This window comes from Pseudomonadales bacterium, assembly GCA_024234435.1.
Classification (GTDB): Bacteria; Pseudomonadota; Gammaproteobacteria; order Pseudomonadales; family Porticoccaceae; genus JACKOF01.
In genome coordinates, this window is sequence record JACKOF010000001.1 from 372,255 (window position 1) to 392,438 (window position 20,184).

A 20,184-nucleotide genomic window follows, 5' to 3' on the forward strand; every position below is an offset into this window, starting at 1 on the left:
TTATGGCTAATATCAACCTGCTTCCCTGGCGTGATGAGCATCGCCAGGAGAAAAAGAAAGAATTTCTGGGTTTGTTGGGTTTGGTCGTGATTTTAGCGGCGGTTTTTGCTTTTGGCTGGAACCTGACAGCAAATGATCGACTTGATGACCAGTTCAGCAGAAATCAGTTATTGAAATCAAACATTGCTGCTCTGGACAAACAGGTCTCTGAAATCAAGGATTTGAAAAAACGCCGTCAGGACCTGCTGGATCGCATGGAAGTGATTCAGAATTTACAGGGTAACAGGCCTGATATCGTGAAGATTTATGATGAGTTTGTGCGCGCGGTGCCCGATGGTGTGTACTTCACAAAAATGGAACGCAAAGGGAAGGAAATATCTTTAACCGGATTTGCTGAATCCAATAACCGGGTTTCGGCATTGATGCGAAAACTGGACGAAGCCGGTAAATTCGTGGATCCGAACCTCACGGTTGTGGAGGCTAACCAGGCTCTGGGTGAGCAGGGCAGCAAATTTGAAATGCGCGTGAAGCTGGAGGATCCACAGCCTTCCAGTGTGGATGCTCAGGGAGGTGCTTAGTCGATGTCTTTAGCTAATTCATTTCAAGAGCTTAAAGAGCTCGATTTCAACGAGCTTGATGTAGACAGTATCGGTACCTGGCCTGCTGCTCTGCGAGTGTTGATTCTTGTGCTGGTTTTTGCGCTGATACTGGTTGGTGTGTATTTTTTACATATCAAGGATCTCGGTATTCAATTGGAAATCGCAAAAAGTGAAGAGGTAAGACTCCGGAAAACGTTCAGTGAGAAAGCCTTTCAGGCGGCTAATCTGGAGGCGTACCGTCAACAGATGGCGGACGTAGAAAAATCCTTTGGCGCTCTTCTTGCGCAGTTGCCAAGCGATACGGAGGTACCTGGTCTTCTAGAGGATATTACCGAGATTGGCCAGGGCAGCAGTCTAACATTTGACAGTATTACTCTGCAGCCGGAAAGGAGTTCTGACTTTTATGTGGAATTGCCTATCAGGATTATCGCGCGGGGCGGGTACCACGATTTTGCATCATTTGTGAGTGGTGTTGCCGGTTTACCGCGCATCGTTACCATGCATGATTATTCGATCGCAGCGGACGAGAAAGGCAATATCCTGAAGCTGCAAATTGAGGCCAGAACCTATCGTTATAAAGCTCAGGAGGGTGAGTAACCATGAATATTTATCGCCTTGCCTTGCTGGTCGCTGGTGCATTGCTGATTCAGGGTTGTTCGCAACAGGAGCACAGTGATCTCCACCAGTTTATGGCTGCTGAAAAAGCAAAGCCTGCTGGAGAAATAGAGCCATTGCCCACCTTCAGCGCCTACAAAACATTTAATTACGCCGCTATCGCGTTCAGAAGCCCTTTTGAGCCGCCGATGCTATTGGGCCCGGAAGAGAGTATCAAAGGGCGCAAAACGGTTGAGCCTGACATGAGCCGTAAAAAAGAGCATCTGGAAAGTTTCAATTTCTCAGCACTGACTCTGGTGGGTACGGTGACCAAAGACGGTGTCATGTGGTCCTTGGTCAACGATGGGCAGGGTGGTATTCATCGCGTCAAAGTGGGCAATTATATGGGCAAGAATCACGGTAAAATTGTGTCCGTCAGCGGTTCGAGAATTGATCTTGTCGAGATTGTTCCCGATGGGAAAGGCAGCTGGATTGAGCGCCCCAGGGCGCTGGCACTCCAGGAGAAAGGTTAACAGAAGGGATAGAATTGTGATGTGGGGAAGAGGCATGAAAAGGTATCTACAGAAAACAGTTATGGTATGTCTTGCCGCAGTGGTGGGGTTTGCGCCACTGGCATGGTCGCAGCCAGTTCAGCTGGAGGATATGAGCTTTGCCACGCTACCGGGCGGCCGCTTTGAAGTGAAATTGCAGTTCGCGGATACGCCTCCTGAGCCAAAAGGCTACACTATTGATAATCCGGCCAGAATTGTGCTGGATTTCCCGGGCGTGATCAGCCAGCTTGAACAAAAGAAATATGCGCTTTCATTTGAGAATGCCCGCAGTGCTGTAGTGTTGAGCACCGCAGACAGGACCCGGCTGATTCTGAATATGGCAAAACTGGCCCCTTACCAAACTTCAGTTGTGGGTAACACCCTGAATCTTGTTGTAGGCAGTGCGGAAGGCGAGGCGGTTGTATCGCGATCGACAGTTGCCAGTCATGTTTCAACAACATCAGATGTTGCAGACTCTTCCAATGCAGCCATTTCCAATGTTGATTTTCAGCGTGGCGAAACAGGCGAAGGACTGGTCAGTGTCGAGCTTTCGGATCCTTCTGTGAGTGTTGACATTACTCAGGTCGGTTCCGATGTGCAGTTGAGCTTCTTTCGGACGAAATTGCCCGAAGCCCTTGATCGCCGCCTGGATGTAGTGGATTTTGCCACGCCGGTAAAGGAAATCGACGCGAAGTATGATGGTTCAACAACGATTATCACAATTGATACTGTCGGTGAATTTGACTATCTGGCTTACCAGGCGGATAACAAATATGTTGTCAGCGTCAAGCCTTTAACGGTTGATGAAGTTGAAGAGAAGAAAAAGCGTTTTGCTTACATTGGTGACAAACTTTCCCTCAACTTCCAGGATATTGAAGTCCGTTCGGTGCTACAGCTGATTGCCGACTTTACGGATTTGAATCTGGTAGCCAGTGATACCGTGTCGGGCAATATTACCCTGCGCCTGAACAATGTGCCTTGGGATCAGGCACTTGAGATTGTGCTGAAAGCAAAAGGACTGGATAAACGTCAGGAAGGCAATGTTCTGATGGTGGCTCCAGCGGCGGAAATCGCCGAGCGCGAACGCCTGCAGGTCGAAGCAAACAAACAGCTACAAGAGCTTGCGCCATTGCGTACCGAATTTATTCGGGTGCGCTATGCAGACGCCAGAGAGTTGTTTGAATTGTTTGATGCAGATGAGGGCGGTTCCGGGGGTGGTGGCGACGAAAACGCTACGGATAGCATCCTGTCTGAGAGGGGGTCTGCCATTGTCGATGAGCGAACCAACACTATCATCCTGACAGATACGGAAGACAAAATAGCTGAATTCAAGATCCTGATTGAAAAAATTGATATCCCAATACGCCAGGTCCTGATTGAAGCACGGATTGTTATTGCCAATACCGATTTTCGCAAGGAAATTGGTACTCGCTGGGGGCTTCAGGGCGCGAGGAAAACCGGTAACGATCAATTCGGTTTCAGTGGAAGTCTGGAAGGCTTTGACGGTGAGAATAATCCATGGGCTATCTTTAGCGATAGTTTCCCTACACAACAGCCCTTTACTCCTGGCAGCGGAACCATTTTGGTTAATGACTCCACCTTGGGGGTTGATTTGGGGGTGACAAATCCAGCAGGTAGCTTTGCTGTTGAATTATTGACCAGCAATACCTTTGTTGACCTCGAGCTTAGTGCCCTGGAAAACGATGGCAAGGGTGAAATTGTTTCACAGCCAAAAGTGTTGACGGGTGACAAGCAGAAAGCTGTGATCAAGGCCGGTACTGAAGTTGCTTTCCAGAAATCGACTTCAAGCGGTGCCACTTCAGTTGAGTTCAAGGAAGCGGTGTTGAAACTGGAGGTTACACCGCAGATAACACCAGATAACCGGGTTATTATGGATCTGAATGTATCGCAGGACTCAGTTGGTGATCTCGTCTTTAATGGCCAGCCTATTATTGATATTACATCGATTGAAACACAGGCCCTTGTTGGAGATGGGCAGACTCTGGTGCTGGGAGGGTTATTCCAGATGCAGACAGTGGACGAACAGGAGAAAGTACCCCTACTGGGAGATATTCCTTTCGTTGGTCGCCTGTTTAGAAAAGATGTCGATGATATGGAAAAGAGAGAAATTCTGATTTTCATCACCCCCAAAATAATTGATGACGCATTGCTTGATTAGTAGTCAGTTTTATTAATGCGTAGAAGTTCAAATATCTTTCTTGTCGGCCCTATGGGGGCCGGCAAGACCACGATTGGCCGCCTGCTCGCAAAAAGTTTTAATCTGACGTTTGTGGATCTTGATACCGAGATAGAAGAACGCTGTGGAGCTGATATCCCATGGATTTTTGATGTCGAGGGCGAGTCGGGGTTTCGAAAAAGAGAGTCCCTGCTACTTGACGAAGTGACACAGCGATCTGGTATTTTGCTTGCGACCGGCGGTGGTGCCGTTCTGAATGAAACCAACCGGCGCCGTCTGAGTGAAAGGGGCTTGGTGGTTTACTTGTGCGCAACACTTGATCAGTTGGTAGACAGAACCAGTCGTGATCGCAAAAGACCGCTACTACAGGTGGATAACCCTCGGGAAGTGCTCGCCAAACTCTTGAAAACCCGTGACCCTCTTTATCGGCAAGTTGCAGACCTGGTTGTTCAGGCGGAAAGCCGCAGTCAGCAACTGGTTGCTCGCGAGGTTGAAGAACAAATACGTAGTCTGCTCGAGAATTAACGTCCGCATTCCTTTCTGTGTTAAATTTGCCCGTCGCGTTACATAGAGATATTTCCAAATCTGATGAGAATCCTGACCGTTGAGCTGGGTGAGCGCAGCTATCCTATTTATATTGGTGAAAACCTGTTGTCACGGACCGAGGTTTTCAAAGAGCACATAAAAGGTAATCAGGTGCTGGTGGTTAGCAATGAAACCATCGCGCCCCTGTTCCTTTCTACCCTATTAAGCCAACTGTCCGATTACCAGGTCGACACAGTATTGTTGCCCGATGGCGAGCAATACAAAAACCTGGAGACGCTGAATAATGTTTTTGATGCTCTGTTAGCAGGCAAGCACAACAGAAGCACCACGTTGATTGCTCTTGGTGGCGGTGTTGTTGGAGACATGACAGGTTTTGCTGCGGCCAGTTACCAGCGAGGGGTTAATTTTATACAAGTGCCAACCACCCTGCTAGCGCAAGTGGATTCTTCTGTTGGTGGCAAGACGGCCGTCAATCATGCGATGGGCAAGAACATGATTGGTGCTTTTTACCAGCCGCAAGCCGTTGTTGCTGATACGAAAACACTGGAAACCCTGCCTGACAGGGAGTTCAGGGCGGGTTTGGCCGAGGTGATCAAATACGGCCTGATAGCAGATGCTGATTTTTTCCAATGGCTGGAAAATAATATTGATCCCCTGTTGCGACGGGATACAGTGACTCTTTCCGAAGCTATTGAACGCTCTTGCAGAAATAAGGCGGAAGTGGTGGCGCAGGATGAACGGGAAGGTGGTATCCGCGCCATACTCAATCTTGGTCACACCTTTGGCCATGCGATTGAAACGGCGCAATCCTACAAGGACTGGTTACACGGCGAGGCTGTTGCGGCGGGTATGGTCATGGCTGCAGACTTGTCTATGCGGCAGGGTATGATCAATGCGTCAGATGTGGCACGTGTACAAGCGCTGATTGAACGGTGTAGTTTGCCTATCGCGGCTCCCACAGGAATGACTTCGCAAAAATTCCTTGAGTTGATGGCGGTAGATAAAAAGGTTCTGGACGGTAGTCTGCGGCTGGTTTTATTATCATCAATCGGGTCGGCTGTTATCACGTCCGATATTGATCATGAGCAGCTTCTTAAGACCCTGGAAAGCTGCAGAGAGGTTTAGTTCTACCCTGATTTTCATTCCGCCGGTTATTTGCCGCATTCCTGTCCCGCGTGTAAAATACCCGGCCTTTTGGCCTCCCGCCCTTGCGTACGTATGCTTTCGCAAGGGCTAATGTTTTGATTTTTAATAGAGTTTTGTTATGCCTACGGGTTTATACCGGTTAGACGAATTCAAAGATAACTGTGGTTTTGGCTTAATAGCCCACACCAAGGGTGTGGCCAGCCACAGATTATTGAAAACAGCTATTGAGTCTTTAACATGCATGACTCACCGGGGAGGTATTGCCGCTGATGGCAAGACCGGTGATGGTTGTGGTTTATTGATGCAGAAGCCCGACGGATTTTTGCGTGCGGTAGCCAGAGATCAGTTGGCGCTTGAATTGCCGGATCAGTATGCCGTTGGTGCCATTATGCTGAGTCAGGATCCTGCTCTTCAGGCGCGGGCGCGGTCGGTATTTGCCGAAGAAATCTCCAGACGGGGGCTGGAAGTTGCAGGCTGGCGCGAAGTGCCAACCGACAATAACTGCCTTGGCGAAATTGCGCTTGAGTCCGTGCCGGTCTTTGAGCATGTTTTTGTCAGTGGTCCTGAGCAGCCGGTTGAGGAAATGAATGCCAACCTGTTTATGGCAAAACGCTGCATTGAAAATCGCCTGCAAGATGATGCCTCGTTTTACATCGCCAGCCTGTCCACTAGCGTGATCAGCTATAAAGGTCTGATGATGCCGGTTGATTTGCCCACTTTTTATCAGGATTTGGCAGACGAGCGCCTTGAAACGGCAATTTGTGTTTTCCACCAGCGCTTTTCCACCAACACCATGCCACGCTGGCCTCTGGCCCAGCCTTTTCGGATGTTGGCCCACAACGGTGAGATCAACACGATTACCGGTAACAGGAACTGGTCTGTCGCGCGCACACCGAAGAGTATTTCTCCTCTCTTGCCAGACCTGAGCGAAGCTCTGCCACTGGTAAATCGCACCGGCTCAGATTCTTCCAGCCTTGATAATATGCTGGAATTTATGCTGGCTGGAGGCATGCCATTACACCGTGCTGTGCGGATGCTGGTGCCACCCGCCTGGCACAATGTTTTTGACATGGATCCGGCACAGCGCGCTTACTTTGAATATACGTCGATGCACATGGAGCCCTGGGATGGTCCTGCAGGCCTGGTCATCACCGATGGTCGTTATGCGGTTTGTACCCTTGATCGCAATGGCTTGCGGCCCTCACGGTGGGTTCTGACCAACGACGATATTATTACCGTTGCATCCGAAGTCGGTGTTTACAATTACAAACCCGAAGATGTTGTCGCCAAAGGCCGTCTGGGGCCTGGCGACATTATGTCTATTGACACCCAGACCGGCACAGTACATCACACGGATGAAGTTGATAGCCAGCTGGCGACGGGTAAACCCTATCGCCAGTGGTTACGGAAAGGCTCTCGAAAAATTGAAGCCACCATGGAATGCGAGTCTATTGCCATCGAGGGTGAAATGAGTCGCGATGTCGTGCGTCGCTATATGAAAATGTTCCAGATTTCTCTGGAAGAGCGCGACCAGGTGTTAAGACCTCTGGCTGAGAGTGGTCAGGAGGCAGTCGGCTCAATGGGCGATGATACGCCGATGGCAGTATTGTCGAAGAAACACCGTAATCTTTTTGATTATTTCCGGCAGCAGTTTGCCCAAGTGACGAACCCGCCAATTGATCCGTTGCGCGAATCGGTGGTGATGTCTCTGAATTGCGAGTTGGGTCGGGAACTCAATCTGTTTACTGAAACCGAGCAGCATGCTCAGCGTATTAATATGGGCAGCCCTGTGCTTTCGCCCAGGAAATACCATGCGCTACGAGATGGTGATCAGGGTTATCAGGTCAAAAAATTCAGTATCAATTATCGTCCTCAAGAGATGGGCCTGAAAGAAGCATTACTGAAATTGTGCGACGAGGTTGAGAAATCAATTCGCGATGGCATCTCGATCGTGATTCTGTCTGACTCGGATATCGATCAGGGCAAGCAGCCAATTCACAGTCTGCTGGCTACCGGTGCTGTTCACCACCGTTTGATTGACCAGGGTTTGCGTTGTGATGCCAATATTGTGGTCAGTACAGCTTATGCGCGAGACCCGCACCAGATAGCGACTTTGATAGGATATGGCGCCTCGGTGGTTTATCCCTATATGAGCTATCACATTCTCTGTGATCTTATTGAAACTGGCGAGCTGCTGTGTGATACCACAACAGCCTTTACCAACTACCGCAAAGGGATCAATAAGGGACTGCTCAAGATCCTCTCAAAAATGGGCATTTCAACCATTGCCTCTTATCGCGGTGCCCAGCTTTACGAAATCGTAGGCTTGGCTGATGAAGTAGTTGAACTTTGTTTTAAAGATACGCCAAGCCGCATCAAGGGTGCGGACTTTTCCGATATAGAAGAGGATCAATCCGGGTTGGCGAAAGATGCCTGGAGTAGCCGCAAGCCGGTTAATCCTGGCGGGCTGCTGAAATATGTGCATGGACAGGAGTATCACGCCTTTAACCCGGATGTGATCGCTGCTCTGCATGACTCGGTGCAGCACAATGATTACGCCGCATGGCATAAGTACGCCGAGCTGGTTAACAAGCGTCCAGTCGCGACGTTGCGTGACTTGTTAACCATCAAAAAAGGTATTGAGCCTGTTTCCTTGCAGGAAGTTGAGCCGGTCAGTGATATTATCTCGCGTTTTGATTCGGCAGGTATGTCTCTGGGAGCATTGTCCCCGGAGGCTCATGAAGCACTTGCTGAAGCGATGAATACACTGGGGGGAAGGTCGAATTCCGGTGAGGGTGGTGAAGATGTTGCCCGTTATGGCACCATCAAGGTTTCCAAGATCAAGCAGGTAGCTTCCGGTCGATTTGGCGTCACTCCGCACTATCTGTCCAGTGCTGAAGTTATTCAGATCAAGGTAGCGCAGGGCGCAAAGCCCGGTGAGGGTGGCCAGCTACCAGGCGGCAAGGTTAACGACCTGATTGCAACATTGCGTTATTCGGTGCCCGGCGTAACGCTGATTTCGCCTCCGCCGCATCACGATATTTATTCAATTGAAGATCTGGCGCAGCTCATTTTTGATCTCAAACAGGTCAATCCGAGTGCCTTGATTTCTGTGAAACTGGTATCGCGTCCTGGTGTCGGTACGATTGCGGCGGGTGTCGCAAAAGCCTATGCAGACTTGATTACTATTTCAGGTTATGACGGCGGAACTGCAGCTAGCCCTATTGCCTCAATCCGTTATGCGGGATCGCCCTGGGAACTGGGTCTGTCCGAAACGCACCAGACCCTCAGAGCCAACAATCTGCGTGGTAAGGTTCGCGTACAGACCGATGGCGGTCTGAAGTCGGGCCTCGATGTGGTAAAAGCTGCGATTCTGGGAGCAGAAAGCTTTGGTTTCGGCACCGCGCCAATGGTCGCTTTGGGTTGCAAGTATTTGCGCATTTGTCACCTGAATAACTGTGCTACTGGTGTTGCCACCCAGAACCAGAAACTCCGGGATGAGCATTACAAGGGTACAGTGGAAATGGCCATGAACTTCTTCCGCTTCATGGCCGAAGAAACACGTGAGTGGCTTGCCCGATTGGGTGTTCGTTCACTGGCTGAACTGGTTGGCCGTGTAGATTTACTGGAAGTGTTGCCGGGTGAAACCGGCAAGCAGCAGAAACTGGATTTAAGCCGGATTATTTATACGGATGAGCTCCTGCAAAGCAAGCCCCAAACCTGCCAGGTAGCAAAGAACCACCCTTTTGATAAGGGCGAGCTGGCTGAACGAATGGTGGCAGATATCCTGCCTGCCATAGAGTCCACCAGTGGCGGGGAATTTAGCTACAATGTCGTCAACTGTGACCGCTCTATTGGCGCCAGACTCTCTGGTGAAATTGCCAAGCGACATGGCAATCTTGGCATGGCTGACAACCCGATCACTCTGAACTTGACTGGCGTTGCCGGGCAGTCGCTAGGGGTTTGGAATGCGGGTGGTTTGCATATCTATCTGGATGGTGATGCCAACGATTACGTTGGTAAAGGCATGGCCGGAGGAAAGCTGGTACTGCGTCCGCCCCGGAATAGCCGGTTTGCTTCTCACGAAGCCTCGATTATGGGCAATACCTGTCTCTATGGTGCCACTGGTGGGCAGTTGTTTGCTTCTGGCTGCGCGGGCGAACGTTTTGGTGTGAGAAACTCTGGTGCACATGCTGTTATAGAAGGCGCTGGTGACCATTGTTGTGAGTATATGACAGGTGGTGTTATTACTGTCCTGAACACGCCCGGACGTAATTTTGGTGCTGGTATGACAGGCGGTTTTGCCTATGTGCTGGATATCCAAAACCGGTTTGTTGATCGTTACAACAACGAACTGGTCGAAATACGCCGGATCAGTGATGAGTCAACCGAGGCGCACCGTCATTTTTTGAGAGGCAAGGTAGAAGAGTTTGTTCGTGAAACAGGTAGCGAATGGGGCTCGGAAGTCCTTGAAAATTTTGATGTTTATACCACCAAGTTTTGGCTGGTTAAGCCCAAGGCCGCCAATTTGCATGGCTTGCTCGAAAGCTGCCGCGCCGCACCGCAGTAAGCGTGTGTTAAACGTACAGGTACAACTATGTCTCAGCGTTTAAACAATCATTTCCAGTTTGTCGAAGTGGGTCGTCAGGATCCACAAAAGAAAGATATGGAAAGTCGTACCCACAAGTTTGTGGAGATTTACGAGCCCTTTCAGCAGGAACAGGCTGCCAGCCAGGCGCATCGCTGCCTGGCTTGTGGTAATCCCTATTGTGAATGGAAATGTCCGGTTCACAATTACATTCCGAACTGGCTCCAGTTGCTTGCCGAAGGCAACATTATGGAAGCGGCAGACCTCTGTCATCAGACCAACTCCTTACCAGAGGTTTGTGGTCGTGTTTGTCCCCAGGATCGCCTTTGTGAAGGTGCCTGCACCCTCAATGATGATTTTGGTGCCGTTACTATCGGTAATGCCGAAAAATATATTACTGATACAGCCTTTGCCATGGGCTGGCGACCGGATGTTTCAAGTGTTGTCTGGACAGATAAAAAAGTTGCCGTTATCGGTGCTGGCCCGGCAGGACTTGGCTGTGCCGATATTCTGGCTCGCAACGGGGTAAAACCGGTTGTGTTTGATCGCTACCCGGAAATCGGTGGCCTGCTCACTTTTGGTATTCCCGAGTTCAAGCTCGAAAAATCCGTGATGCAGTTGCGCCGGGAAATTTTCGAGAGCATGGGCGTTGAGTTTCGTTTGAACACTGAAATCGGAACAGATATCACTATCGACCAGTTGATGGACGAGTACGATGCCGTTTTTATGGGCATGGGTACTTACAGTTATATGAAAGGTGGATTCCCGGGTGAAGACCTTCCCGGTGTGTATGACGCGCTACCGTTTTTGGTCGCCAGCGTCAATCGTAATATGGGGTGGGAGAAATCGCCCGAAGAGTTTATCAGTGTTGCCGGCCAGCGTGTTGTTGTACTGGGTGGGGGCGATACAGCAATGGACTGCAACCGCACCTCTATTCGACAGGGAGCAGTCAGTGTCACCTGTGCATACCGTCGAGACGAAGAAAACATGCCCGGTTCCCGTCGTGAAGTGAAAAATGCGAAAGAAGAGGGTGTAAAGTTTCTGTTCAACCGGCAGCCTGTGGAAATAGTCGGTAACGGTAAAGTAGAAGGTATCAAGGTGGTCACTACCGAATTGGGCGAACCTGATACTGATGGCCGTCGTCGACCAACGATTATTGAGGGCAGTGAAGAAGTGTTGCCCGCAGATATCGTATTGGTGGCGTTTGGGTTCCAGCCGAGCCCTGCATCCTGGTTTGCCGATCAGGGTGTTGAACTCAACAGCTGGCAGGGCGTTATTGCAGAAGAAAGCCAGACGTTCAAATTTCAGACCAGTAACCCGAAAATTTTTGCTGGTGGCGATATGGTACGCGGTTCTGATTTGGTGGTCACCGCTATCTGGGAGGGTCGCCAGGCTGCTGAAGGTATCCTCGATTATCTTGACGTCTAAAATCAGCCATTAATTAGGGCTAACGAATGGGATACTTTGTGCATGACTGAACTCAAAAATGACCGTTTTTTACGGGCGCTGATGCGTCAGCCGGTTGATGTCACACCTGTCTGGATGATGCGCCAGGCCGGTCGTTATTTGCCTGAGTATCGTGCCAGCCGTGCCGAAGCGGGCAGTTTCATGGATCTGTGTACCAATCCGGAGAAGGCGTGCGAAGTGACCTTGCAGCCGTTGGAACGTTTTCCTTTAGACGCCGCAATTCTGTTTTCCGATATTTTGACTATTCCTGATGCTATGGGGCTGGGGCTTTATTTTGAAGAAGGTGAAGGCCCCCGGTTTCGCAAACCGGTCAGGAACGAAGCCGATATTGATGCACTGACAATACTGAAGCCCGAATCCGAACTTCCGTATGTGATCGATGCAGTCAAGACCATACGCAGGGAGTTGAATGGTCGTGTGCCGCTGATCGGGTTTTCTGGCAGCCCCTGGACACTGGCAACATACATGGTCGAAGGTGGTTCCAGTAAAGATTTCGCTCGCTGCAAAACCATGGCTTACAATCAGCCGGAGTTGATGCATCAGCTGCTGTCAAAGCTTGCCGACTCGGTAATTGCTTATCTGAATGCTCAGATAGCGGCTGGTGCCCAGGCGGTACAGATTTTTGATACCTGGGGAGGTGCTTTGTCGCACAGTGCCTATCAGGAATTCTCCCTGCAATACATGCAACAGATTGTGGCAGGCTTAATCAAGGAACATGAAGGTCGCCCTGTGCCGGTCATTCTTTTTACCAAGGGGGGAGGCCAGTGGCTGGAAATGATTGCAGACACAGCTTGTCATGCCATCGGTGTTGATTGGACGACCCATATTGGTCATGCCCGTGAACGAGTTGGTGACCGCGTTGCCCTGCAAGGTAATATGGATCCCGCCATTCTCAGGGCCAACCCCGCAAGGATTCGTCAGGAAGTCGCCACTATTCTGGGTCAGTTTGGCGCCGGAGGAGGTCATGTTTTTAATCTGGGGCACGGCATAACACCAGACATAAACCCCGATCACGCGGGGGCTTTTATAGAAGCCGTTCACGAGCTTTCAGAGACGTATCACCGCTAAACGCCACTGTTTTCGCCAATTGTCGCCAGAAATAACCGACTGTTCCACAAATATTGCATTTGACCTGGTCAGAATTCACAGTATTCGAGTCGGGTAGTATCTTTGATACTCCCGGCACAGTTTTTTGCTGGTGTTTTGGACTACACTAGCAAATAGCTCTAACGGACTGAGGCTGCGCATTCCGGCAGTTTGGTGAAACACTTTGGGTATCAAGCAGGTCAAAATTTCGGCTTCCGATGTAGGTCTGGGAATGTTTGTTTCCAGTCTCGATCGCCCATGGTCGCAAACGCCCTTTCCAATTCAGGGCTTGATGATCCGTGATCACCAGGAAATAAAATCCCTTCAAGCCTACTGTGATTACGTTTATATCGATATCACCAAAGGTCGAGGGCCGATATCCGCTACAACCGGCGTCGCTCCTTCTGCTCGGACTATTCCTTCGAATGGCTCTCTGGATGAGTTGATTCGTATTCCCACTCGTCCCCGGACAGTGAAGAGTAAACCACTTGTTGTTAACCACAACACCTACCAATCCACCGCATCGTTGAAGGTTGAATCGCGTAAGGCCGAAAAGGTTTTGCTGAACCTGAGGGGTGCATTCACGCTGGCAGTAAAACAGATATCTAAGGGCAAGAACTTTGATTATCTGGAGTTGAAAAGCCATGTGGATGAAATGGTTGAAAGTGTGATCCGGTGCCCCGACGCTTTTACCTGGTTGTTGCGCCTGCGTCTGAAAGATCAGCACAGTCATGATCACAGTTTGCGCTCTTCCCTGTGGGCTGTTCAGTTTGCACGTTATATTGGTATGTCGAAAAGTGACATCAGCGCTCTTTGTTTGGGGACGTTGCTAAAAGATATAGGCAAACTCAAGTTAGGCAACGAGCTGCTGCGTAAGAAAAGGCGAACACGGGAAGAAGAGAAGAAATACCAACAGTTCGTTGAATTTGGCGTAGAGATGTTGCGCGAGTCCGGTAAAGTGGAACCGCGTGTTGTTGCCATTGTTCGCTATCACTGCGAACGATTTGATGGCAGCGGATTTCCAGAGGGTGTTGCGGGTGAAAAAATTCCGCTGCTGGCACGTATTGCCGGAATAGCCACAACCTATGATGCAGTCTCCAATCCGAGGGAATCGTCCGATCCGGTAGCGCCTTCCAGAGCCATCAGCCTGATCTACAATATGCGTGGCAGGGGGTTTCAGGAAGATCTTGTCGTTGAGTTTATCCAGTCTATCGGCCTGTATCCTACCGGCACAATCGTAGAGTTGACGACTGGCGACATTGGTGTGGTCATGGAACAATATGCCAAGTCTCGTCTAACGCCTCAGGTTGCCATTCTGAACGCCGACGCCGGGAAAAACTCCGAAGGCTATACGCTGATTGAACTGAAAGATGAAAATGCTGCCAGGAAAGCCCTGAAAGCACTGGGTTCCAGATCAGCCGGCTCGGTCTCAAAACTCGCGATAGCACGTGATCTGGAGCCTTCAGGGTTCGATATTGATCTCAGAAAAGTATCCGGGCTGGTGATGGATTGCAGCTACGCTAATGTGGTGGCGAATGTCTCTTCTGACAGCAAGTCGAATCCGGGTAAGGCCATCATCAGTAGCATTAAACAGCGCTTCCTAGGTGAACGCTCTTATAGCTAAAACGTTTATTCTGTCGCCCCGGTAACCTGGCGGGCCAGCTTTTCTCCCATTCGGGTTGTGCTGCCATGCTGGAAATGCGGTTGCCATTCCACGGCATCTTTTTCGAACAATAAAATGACTGTCGAGCCAAACTTGAAACGGCCCAGCTCCTCCCCCTTTTTCAGCGACACCGAATGACGATCAGTATAGGTAGTGGTCAAAGGCATTTGAGCGGTGTATTGGCCGTGCCATACGGTTTCTATGCCAGCTACCATCATGGCGCCTACCAGAATGACGGCACAACGCCCAGCGGGTGTATCAAAGACACAGACTAGACGCTCGTTTTTAGCAAACAGGCCGTCGATATGGCTGGCGGTGGCATTATTAACCGAATACAGCTTGCCCGGAATATAACGGCAGTAGAGCAAACGCCCTTCAATTGGCATATGCACTCGGTGATAATCCTGGGGTGACAAATAAATCGTGGTAAAGAGCCCTTCCTGAAAAGCATGGCTGTCTTGATCATTGGCACCCAACAGTGCTTCCACCGTAAAAGATTTACCCTTAGCCTGAAAAACCGCACCTGTGCTGATGTTACCTATTTGGCTGACAGCGCCGTCTGCAGGGCTGACCACAGTCTCAGGGCCACTATCCACAGGTCTTAAGTCGGGCTTTAACGCGCGAGTGAAAAAGGCATTAAAGTTCTCGTAATCGTCGGGGTTGGCGGATTCCGCTTCAGCAAGATTAATCTTGTAAACGCTAGAAAAGCCTTTTATTAGCCAGTTTTTTAGCCAGTGAATCCGCGACTCTGCCAGCCTTGCTCCCAAGCGGGAAAGCAGGTGCTGGGGGAGAATACGCTGTAACGCGGCAAAGCACTCACCCACATGATCGGTCGAATACTGGTCGGCACTTGCCTGACCTGTCGCTGAAGGCTTATTGCTCATTCGCCCATCTCAACAGGTGTATTTTCCAGATTGCCCCACTCGGACCACGAACCCGGATAGGCGGTGATGTTCGGGTACCCAAGCAGTTTTGCCACCAGATAGGTAAAGCCGGAGCGGTGGTGAGACTGGCAGTGTGTTGCAATTTGCTTATCCGGGGTTAAACCCAGCCCTTTTAAATATTCAGTGGCATCTTCGCGTAACCGAAGGTTACGATCTTGATCCATTAGCGAAGTCCACTCGCAATGGATAGCGCCGGGAATATGGCCGCCTTTTGCTGCCATCACTTTCTCGCCTGTGTATTCGCCGTGGCTGCGGGCATCCCATACCACGAAGTTGCTGTTATCCAGTTGGCGGAGTATGTCGTTAACGTCGCTGGTAGGAGTGGTATCGATATTCACTGTTCGCTCAATGGCCTGCCGGTCTGGAATTTCGTCCGTAACGGGAAACCCCTCATTAATCCAGGCCACAGCGCCGCCATTAAGGTATGACCACTTGGTGTGGCCAATCACATCCAATGTCCACAGAAAACGGCCCGCCCAGCCGCCGCCTTCATCGTCATAAGCAACAACGTGTGTGTCTTCGGTTATCCCTAGCCGAGATACCAGGGCTGATAGTTGCTCCTGCGTAGGCAGCTTGGCATTAGCCGGTGGTTCCGGGCGCATAATTTCCTGTGGCGAAACATGTACGGCCCCGGGGATATGCTTGCTGCTGTATAGCGCGTCACCGCAAAGATCTACAATCAGAATGTTGGAGTCTGAAAGGTGCTCTAGCAAGGTTTCTGGCTCAACAAGCATGGGTAAGGTTGATGCTGATTGTGTTGTCTCTGAGGGCGTCATAGCTTTACCGATAATAGCAATGTGAAGTTGTAGGGTGTATTAGCTTTTCAGCGCAGGATTGTAACATCGCCTTGTTCTAGGCTCTATTTGCTTGCTTTAAGTATTTTGATTCAAAGCAACTATTTAGATATGAGGCTGTTGACGATCAGCCAATAGCTATCGATTCGCTGCTGACTGATTCTTCCTTCAGCAACGGCAGTATTTATCGCGCAGCCTGGCTCTTGCCTGTGTTGGCAGTCCCGAAACTTGCACAGACCAAGAAAGGGCCGAAACTCAATAAAACCGTGGGCGACATTTTCCGGGGCCATATGCCACAACCCGAACTCCCGAATGCCCGGCGAATCGATCACATCGCCGCCATCAGGCAAGTGAAACAGTCGAGAAGTGGTTGTGGTGTGTGTCCCCTTGTCTCGTGCTTCTGAAAGCTCCCCAACGGCAACGGATATGTCGGGCGCCAAGGTATTGAGAAGTGAAGATTTACCCACGCCCGATTGCCCCACAAATACACTGGTGAAAGGCTTTAGGTATTGTGCGAGCGGCGCAACGCTGTCGGCATTTTTGGCAGAAACAACCAAAGTGTCATAACCCAGTTGTTGGTAACTATCCAGAAGCCCAATAAGAGTGTCTTCATCATCCAGTAAGTCGGCTTTATTCAAGAGCAATAATGTATCGATACCCTGAGTTTCTGCGGCAACCAGATAGCGATCAATTAAATTGGCATGTGGCTCCGGTTTTGGTGCAAATACCAGCACAATACGGTCAATATTGGCTGCGACAGGGCGTAGATCGCCCCTGTTGTCCGGGCGGCAGAGTTCAGAAGTTCGCTCGTTTACTGCGACCACCACACCTGTGGTTTCGCCGCTTTGCCAGGTGATCTTATCCCCGGTCACCAGTGGTTCCAGGTTGGCACGCAAGTGGCAGCGGGTAATCGTGCCGTCTTGCGCTTCAATATCGGCCTGTGCGCCGTAATTGGCCACAACAGTGCCAGCCAGTTCCGGGCCAAGAGAAGCGCTTTCTTCATGCAGCATATCCGCTGCATTGGTGTCGGCATTTTGCTGTTGCCGCGCTTGCTTTGCACGAATTCGACGTTTCTGTTGGGCGGTTAACCGACGTTTTGCCATGAATATTCAGTGATCTATAGGTGGCTTAGTGCGTCGCAAGGATATAGCATATGGTGAACGAGAGATAGAAGGGCCTCTCGCGACCCGTATGCTTGAAAGCGGGTTGGCAGCAACAGATCATTTTGAAAAGACCGCAGGGGATACAAACCAAATGGACATGCTTGAGCGATTGTTACAATCCCTTGACGGCTATATGCCGTTACTGACTGTCCTGGCTATCACCTGCATTATTTTATGGGTTGCCAACCGGTTACTCATGAGCCGAGTAGTGAACACCAGCACAGACTCACGCTTGCCACGCCAGCTCACTATGCTGGTTCTCACGGCGATTGGCATTATTGCCGTTATTCTGTCACTGCCAATCAGCGAAACCACGCGGGGTGAATTGCTCAGTTTACTGGGGCTTGTGTTAACAGGTGTTATTGCGCTCTCATCCACTACTTTCGTGTCGAATGTCATGGCGGGGCTAATGCTGCGGTCGGTAAAAAGCTTTCGGCTCGGAGATTTTATTCACGCAGGCGAGCACTTCGGGCGCGTCACCGAGCGAGGGCTGTTTCACACCGAGATTCAAACCGAAGACCGAGACTTGGTAACCCTGCCCAATCTGTTTCTGGCGTCCAGCCCCATTACCGTTGTGCGCTCCTCTGGCACCATTATTTCCTGTGAGTTGTCATTGGGTTATGACGTGCCACATCATGAGGTAGAACCATTACTTAAAGAAGCCGCCCTTAATTGCGAGCTGCAAGATCCTTTTGTGCAAATTCGTAAACTGGGGGATTTCTCCGTTACCTACCGAGTTGCCGCCTATTACCCAGAGGTGAAACACATTCTCACCATGCGCAGCAAACTGCATCAAAAAGTGTTGGACCAACTGCATGGTGCCGGTATCGAAATTGTATCGCCCACTTTTATGAATCAGCGCCAGTTCAACAGTGGTGAGCAGTTTCTCGCCACACCCAAACGGCCAGACCCTTTTGAAGAGCAACACCCACCACCCGAAGCGCTGATTTTTGATAAGGCCGATCGTGCCGAAAAAATTCATGTGCTGAAAAGCGAGGCCGAAGTGCTTGCCGGTGAGATAAAAACGCTTGAAGCGCAACTGAGCAAAGCCGAAAACGGCAGCAAGCCCGCATTAAAAGCGCAAATAGAAAAACGTAACAAACGTATCGAATTACTAGAAAAGATTGTTCATAAAGCCAAAGAAGAAACCAATGACTGACCTCAGTGCTAACACCAATAACACCCCTGATACAGGCAACCCACAGAAAGACCCGCTTAACCTGATCTGGATTGATCTTGAAATGACCGGCCTCGACACCGAGAACGATGTCATTATTGAAATCGCCACCATCGTTACCGACAAAAACCTTAACATCCTCGGCGAAGGCCCCATCATGGCCATTCACCAATCTGAAGAAACCATGAACGGCATGGACGAATGGAACACCAATCAACACGGCAAATCTGGCCTCACCGAACGAGTGCTTAACAGCACCACCACCCTGGCCGAAGCAGAGCGAGCCACCATTGAATTTCTCAGCCAATATATTGATGCCCGCCAATCGCCCATGTGTGGCAACAGCATTTGCCAGGATCGTCGCTTTCTCGCCCGTGAAATGCCAGTGCTGGAGGCCTTCTTTCACTACCGCAATCTCGATGTTAGCAGTGTGAAAGAAATCGCCCGCCGCTGGCAGCCTGAGCTACTCAAAGGCTTTACCAAACAAGGATCACACCTCGCCATGGATGACATCAAAGACTCTATCGAAGAGCTAAAGTATTATCGGGAAGTGTTTTTTAAATAAATTCAGAGGAACAAGGATGTTCAAAAAATCAAAAATCTCTCAAATTCTCTTAATTGATATTCAGTTAGGCGGATTTCTGTGTCTGTTTTCGACCCATAACGGACATTCATTTGGGTGGCTATTAGTTGCAGCGTTATACTGAGTGCGTGCTTCCGCACCACGGTCATTTCTAATCCGCAACTAAAACAAGGAGTTAGTTAGACGCGCAGGGTAGATAATAGGAACCCTAGCAATTTAGACAACGAGACTCTCTCGCTTTGTTCTGGAAGGATTCGGAAAATATGAAAAAACCTTATTTAAATCATGAAGTAACGAAATCATGCCGAATATCAATTTCGGCAAAATACGCATGCGCGATATACAAATGTTAAGCCCACAAAAGATTCTTAATAATCTAATTTATTCACCCCCCCATGCAGTCTCAATTATTTCTTGCAAGAAAAATATCCCTTCTCTTGCAAGCAAGCAGTTAGTCGGGTAGTCTCAGGAGAATTACGTATAGATAAGGAAATTTACAAATGACAACAAAGCTACACATCAACGCCTCTCAAGGCATTATCGATGTTGAAGGCGATATTGAATTCGTCGAAAAGGTCTATGCTGACTTTAAAGATCAGATAGAAGCTATGCTGGCTAATCCACCCAGCTCAGAAAACACTGATTCTGCAGGTTCATCAAATACAGCAGAAGTAAATAAACCAAAAACCAGTAAGAAAAAAGCATCTAAACGAACAGGCACTACAACTGCCAGTAAGCCAGCGGTACAAGCCTATAAACCCGCCATAGATAAGAATGTGCCTTTGCAAGGCCTTGCTGAGTTCTACGGTAAGTATCAACCTAAAAACAATAGCGAAAGAATTTTGCTGTTTTGTAAATTTTTGAAAGATAATGGTTTTGACCCTTGTACAGCAAACCAAATATATACTTGTTATATAAAAACAGACCCTAAAAACTTACCAAAAGCTTATCCACAAGCATTAATTGATGCCCGTGGTAAAGATAGGGGGTATATCGATTACGAAAAATTGGAAGAAATAACACTCTCCCACCTTGGTGATCACCACTTTCTTACAAAAATGCAGCCTGAAGATTAAATAAGGAAAT

General features: G+C 49.5%; 16 protein-coding genes. 13 read left to right on the forward strand and 3 right to left on the reverse strand.

Annotated elements, in window-relative coordinates; all coding sequences use genetic code 11:
* Positions 1-2: 2 nt before the first annotated feature.
* The 10 genes from H7A02_01795 (at position 3) to H7A02_01840 (ending at position 14,398) form a co-directional block, all read left to right on the forward strand.
* Positions 3-578, forward strand: coding sequence for a PilN domain-containing protein (locus tag H7A02_01795; GenBank protein ID MCP5170988.1), 576 nt, complete (start codon positions 3-5; stop codon positions 576-578).
* A 3-nt stretch (positions 579-581) separates the two neighbouring features.
* A complete protein-coding gene (locus H7A02_01800; GenBank protein ID MCP5170989.1) occupies positions 582-1,196 on the forward strand; it encodes a type 4a pilus biogenesis protein PilO in 615 nt (204 codons plus the stop codon).
* An 8-nt stretch (positions 1,197-1,204) separates the two neighbouring features.
* Positions 1,205-1,726: a pilus assembly protein PilP gene (locus tag H7A02_01805; GenBank protein MCP5170990.1), complete on the forward strand. Its 522-nt coding sequence runs from the start codon at positions 1,205-1,207 to the stop codon at positions 1,724-1,726.
* Positions 1,727-1,787: 61 nt separating this feature from the next.
* Positions 1,788-3,923 (forward strand): type IV pilus secretin PilQ, encoded by a 2,136-nt coding sequence (pilQ, locus tag H7A02_01810; protein MCP5170991.1) that lies wholly within the window; start codon positions 1,788-1,790, stop codon positions 3,921-3,923.
* Between the two features lie 15 nt (positions 3,924-3,938).
* Positions 3,939-4,466, forward strand: a complete 528-nt coding sequence (aroK, locus tag H7A02_01815; protein ID MCP5170992.1) for a shikimate kinase AroK — start codon at positions 3,939-3,941, stop codon at positions 4,464-4,466.
* 63 nt (positions 4,467-4,529) lie between these two features.
* The gene (gene aroB, locus H7A02_01820; protein ID MCP5170993.1) at positions 4,530-5,612 is read left to right on the forward strand and encodes a 3-dehydroquinate synthase; all 1,083 of its coding nucleotides are present in this window, start codon (positions 4,530-4,532) and stop codon (positions 5,610-5,612) included.
* 139 nt (positions 5,613-5,751) lie between these two features.
* Positions 5,752-10,203 carry a glutamate synthase large subunit gene (gltB, locus tag H7A02_01825; protein MCP5170994.1) on the forward strand — a complete coding sequence of 1,484 codons (4,452 nt, stop codon included), beginning with the start codon at positions 5,752-5,754 and terminating at the stop codon, positions 10,201-10,203.
* A gap of 27 nt (positions 10,204-10,230) precedes the next feature.
* A complete protein-coding gene (locus tag H7A02_01830) occupies positions 10,231-11,649 on the forward strand; it encodes an FAD-dependent oxidoreductase (protein ID MCP5170995.1) in 1,419 nt (472 codons plus the stop codon).
* Positions 11,650-11,691: 42 nt separating this feature from the next.
* The gene (gene hemE, locus H7A02_01835; GenBank protein MCP5170996.1) at positions 11,692-12,756 is read left to right on the forward strand and encodes a uroporphyrinogen decarboxylase; all 1,065 of its coding nucleotides are present in this window, start codon (positions 11,692-11,694) and stop codon (positions 12,754-12,756) included.
* Positions 12,757-12,958: 202 nt separating this feature from the next.
* Positions 12,959-14,398 (forward strand): DUF3391 domain-containing protein, encoded by a 1,440-nt coding sequence (locus tag H7A02_01840; GenBank protein MCP5170997.1) that lies wholly within the window; start codon positions 12,959-12,961, stop codon positions 14,396-14,398.
* Positions 14,399-14,403: 5 nt separating this feature from the next.
* On the opposite strand, the gene psd is transcribed toward H7A02_01840, so the two are convergent.
* The 3 genes from psd to rsgA form a co-directional block, all read right to left on the reverse strand.
* Complete coding sequence (gene psd, locus H7A02_01845) at positions 14,404-15,321, reverse strand: phosphatidylserine decarboxylase (protein MCP5170998.1); 918 nt, start codon at positions 15,319-15,321, stop codon at positions 14,404-14,406.
* Entirely contained in the window at positions 15,318-16,157 is an 840-nt protein-coding gene (locus H7A02_01850; protein ID MCP5170999.1) for a sulfurtransferase, read from the reverse strand. Before H7A02_01850 ends, psd begins: the two co-directional genes overlap by 4 nt.
* Positions 16,158-16,276: 119 nt before the next feature.
* Positions 16,277-17,278 (reverse strand): small ribosomal subunit biogenesis GTPase RsgA, encoded by a 1,002-nt coding sequence (gene rsgA, locus H7A02_01855; protein MCP5171000.1) that lies wholly within the window; start codon positions 17,276-17,278, stop codon positions 16,277-16,279.
* Positions 17,279-17,429: 151 nt separating this feature from the next.
* Between rsgA and H7A02_01860 the strand changes: the two genes are divergently transcribed.
* The 3 genes from H7A02_01860 to H7A02_01870 all read left to right on the forward strand — a co-directional run bounded on the left by H7A02_01860 (position 17,430) and on the right by H7A02_01870 (position 20,174).
* A complete protein-coding gene (locus tag H7A02_01860; GenBank protein ID MCP5171001.1) occupies positions 17,430-18,497 on the forward strand; it encodes a mechanosensitive ion channel in 1,068 nt (355 codons plus the stop codon).
* Positions 18,490-19,080, forward strand: coding sequence for an oligoribonuclease (gene orn / locus H7A02_01865; GenBank protein MCP5171002.1), 591 nt, complete (start codon positions 18,490-18,492; stop codon positions 19,078-19,080). Before H7A02_01860 ends, orn begins: the two co-directional genes overlap by 8 nt.
* Positions 19,081-19,598: 518 nt before the next feature.
* On the forward strand, positions 19,599-20,174 hold the full coding sequence (locus H7A02_01870; protein ID MCP5171003.1) for a hypothetical protein: 576 nt from the start codon (positions 19,599-19,601) through the stop codon (positions 20,172-20,174).
* Positions 20,175-20,184 lie beyond the last annotated feature (10 nt).

Coding starts and splice junctions, on each gene's coding strand:
- H7A02_01795 (MCP5170988.1), top strand. CDS start 3: ATGGCTAATATCAACCTGCTTCCCTGGCGTGATGAGCATCGCCAGGAG.
- H7A02_01800 (MCP5170989.1), top strand. CDS start 582: ATGTCTTTAGCTAATTCATTTCAAGAGCTTAAAGAGCTCGATTTCAAC.
- pilQ (MCP5170991.1), top strand. CDS start 1,788: ATGGTATGTCTTGCCGCAGTGGTGGGGTTTGCGCCACTGGCATGGTCG.
- aroK (MCP5170992.1), top strand. CDS start 3,939: ATGCGTAGAAGTTCAAATATCTTTCTTGTCGGCCCTATGGGGGCCGGC.
- aroB (MCP5170993.1), top strand. CDS start 4,530: ATGAGAATCCTGACCGTTGAGCTGGGTGAGCGCAGCTATCCTATTTAT.
- gltB (MCP5170994.1), top strand. CDS start 5,752: ATGCCTACGGGTTTATACCGGTTAGACGAATTCAAAGATAACTGTGGT.
- H7A02_01830 (MCP5170995.1), top strand. CDS start 10,231: ATGTCTCAGCGTTTAAACAATCATTTCCAGTTTGTCGAAGTGGGTCGT.
- hemE (MCP5170996.1), top strand. CDS start 11,692: ATGACTGAACTCAAAAATGACCGTTTTTTACGGGCGCTGATGCGTCAG.
- psd (MCP5170998.1), bottom strand. CDS start 15,321: ATGAGCAATAAGCCTTCAGCGACAGGTCAGGCAAGTGCCGACCAGTAT.
- H7A02_01850 (MCP5170999.1), bottom strand. CDS start 16,157: ATGACGCCCTCAGAGACAACACAATCAGCATCAACCTTACCCATGCTT.
- rsgA (MCP5171000.1), bottom strand. CDS start 17,278: ATGGCAAAACGTCGGTTAACCGCCCAACAGAAACGTCGAATTCGTGCA.
- H7A02_01860 (MCP5171001.1), top strand. CDS start 17,430: ATGGACATGCTTGAGCGATTGTTACAATCCCTTGACGGCTATATGCCG.
- orn (MCP5171002.1), top strand. CDS start 18,490: ATGACTGACCTCAGTGCTAACACCAATAACACCCCTGATACAGGCAAC.
- H7A02_01870 (MCP5171003.1), top strand. CDS start 19,599: ATGACAACAAAGCTACACATCAACGCCTCTCAAGGCATTATCGATGTT.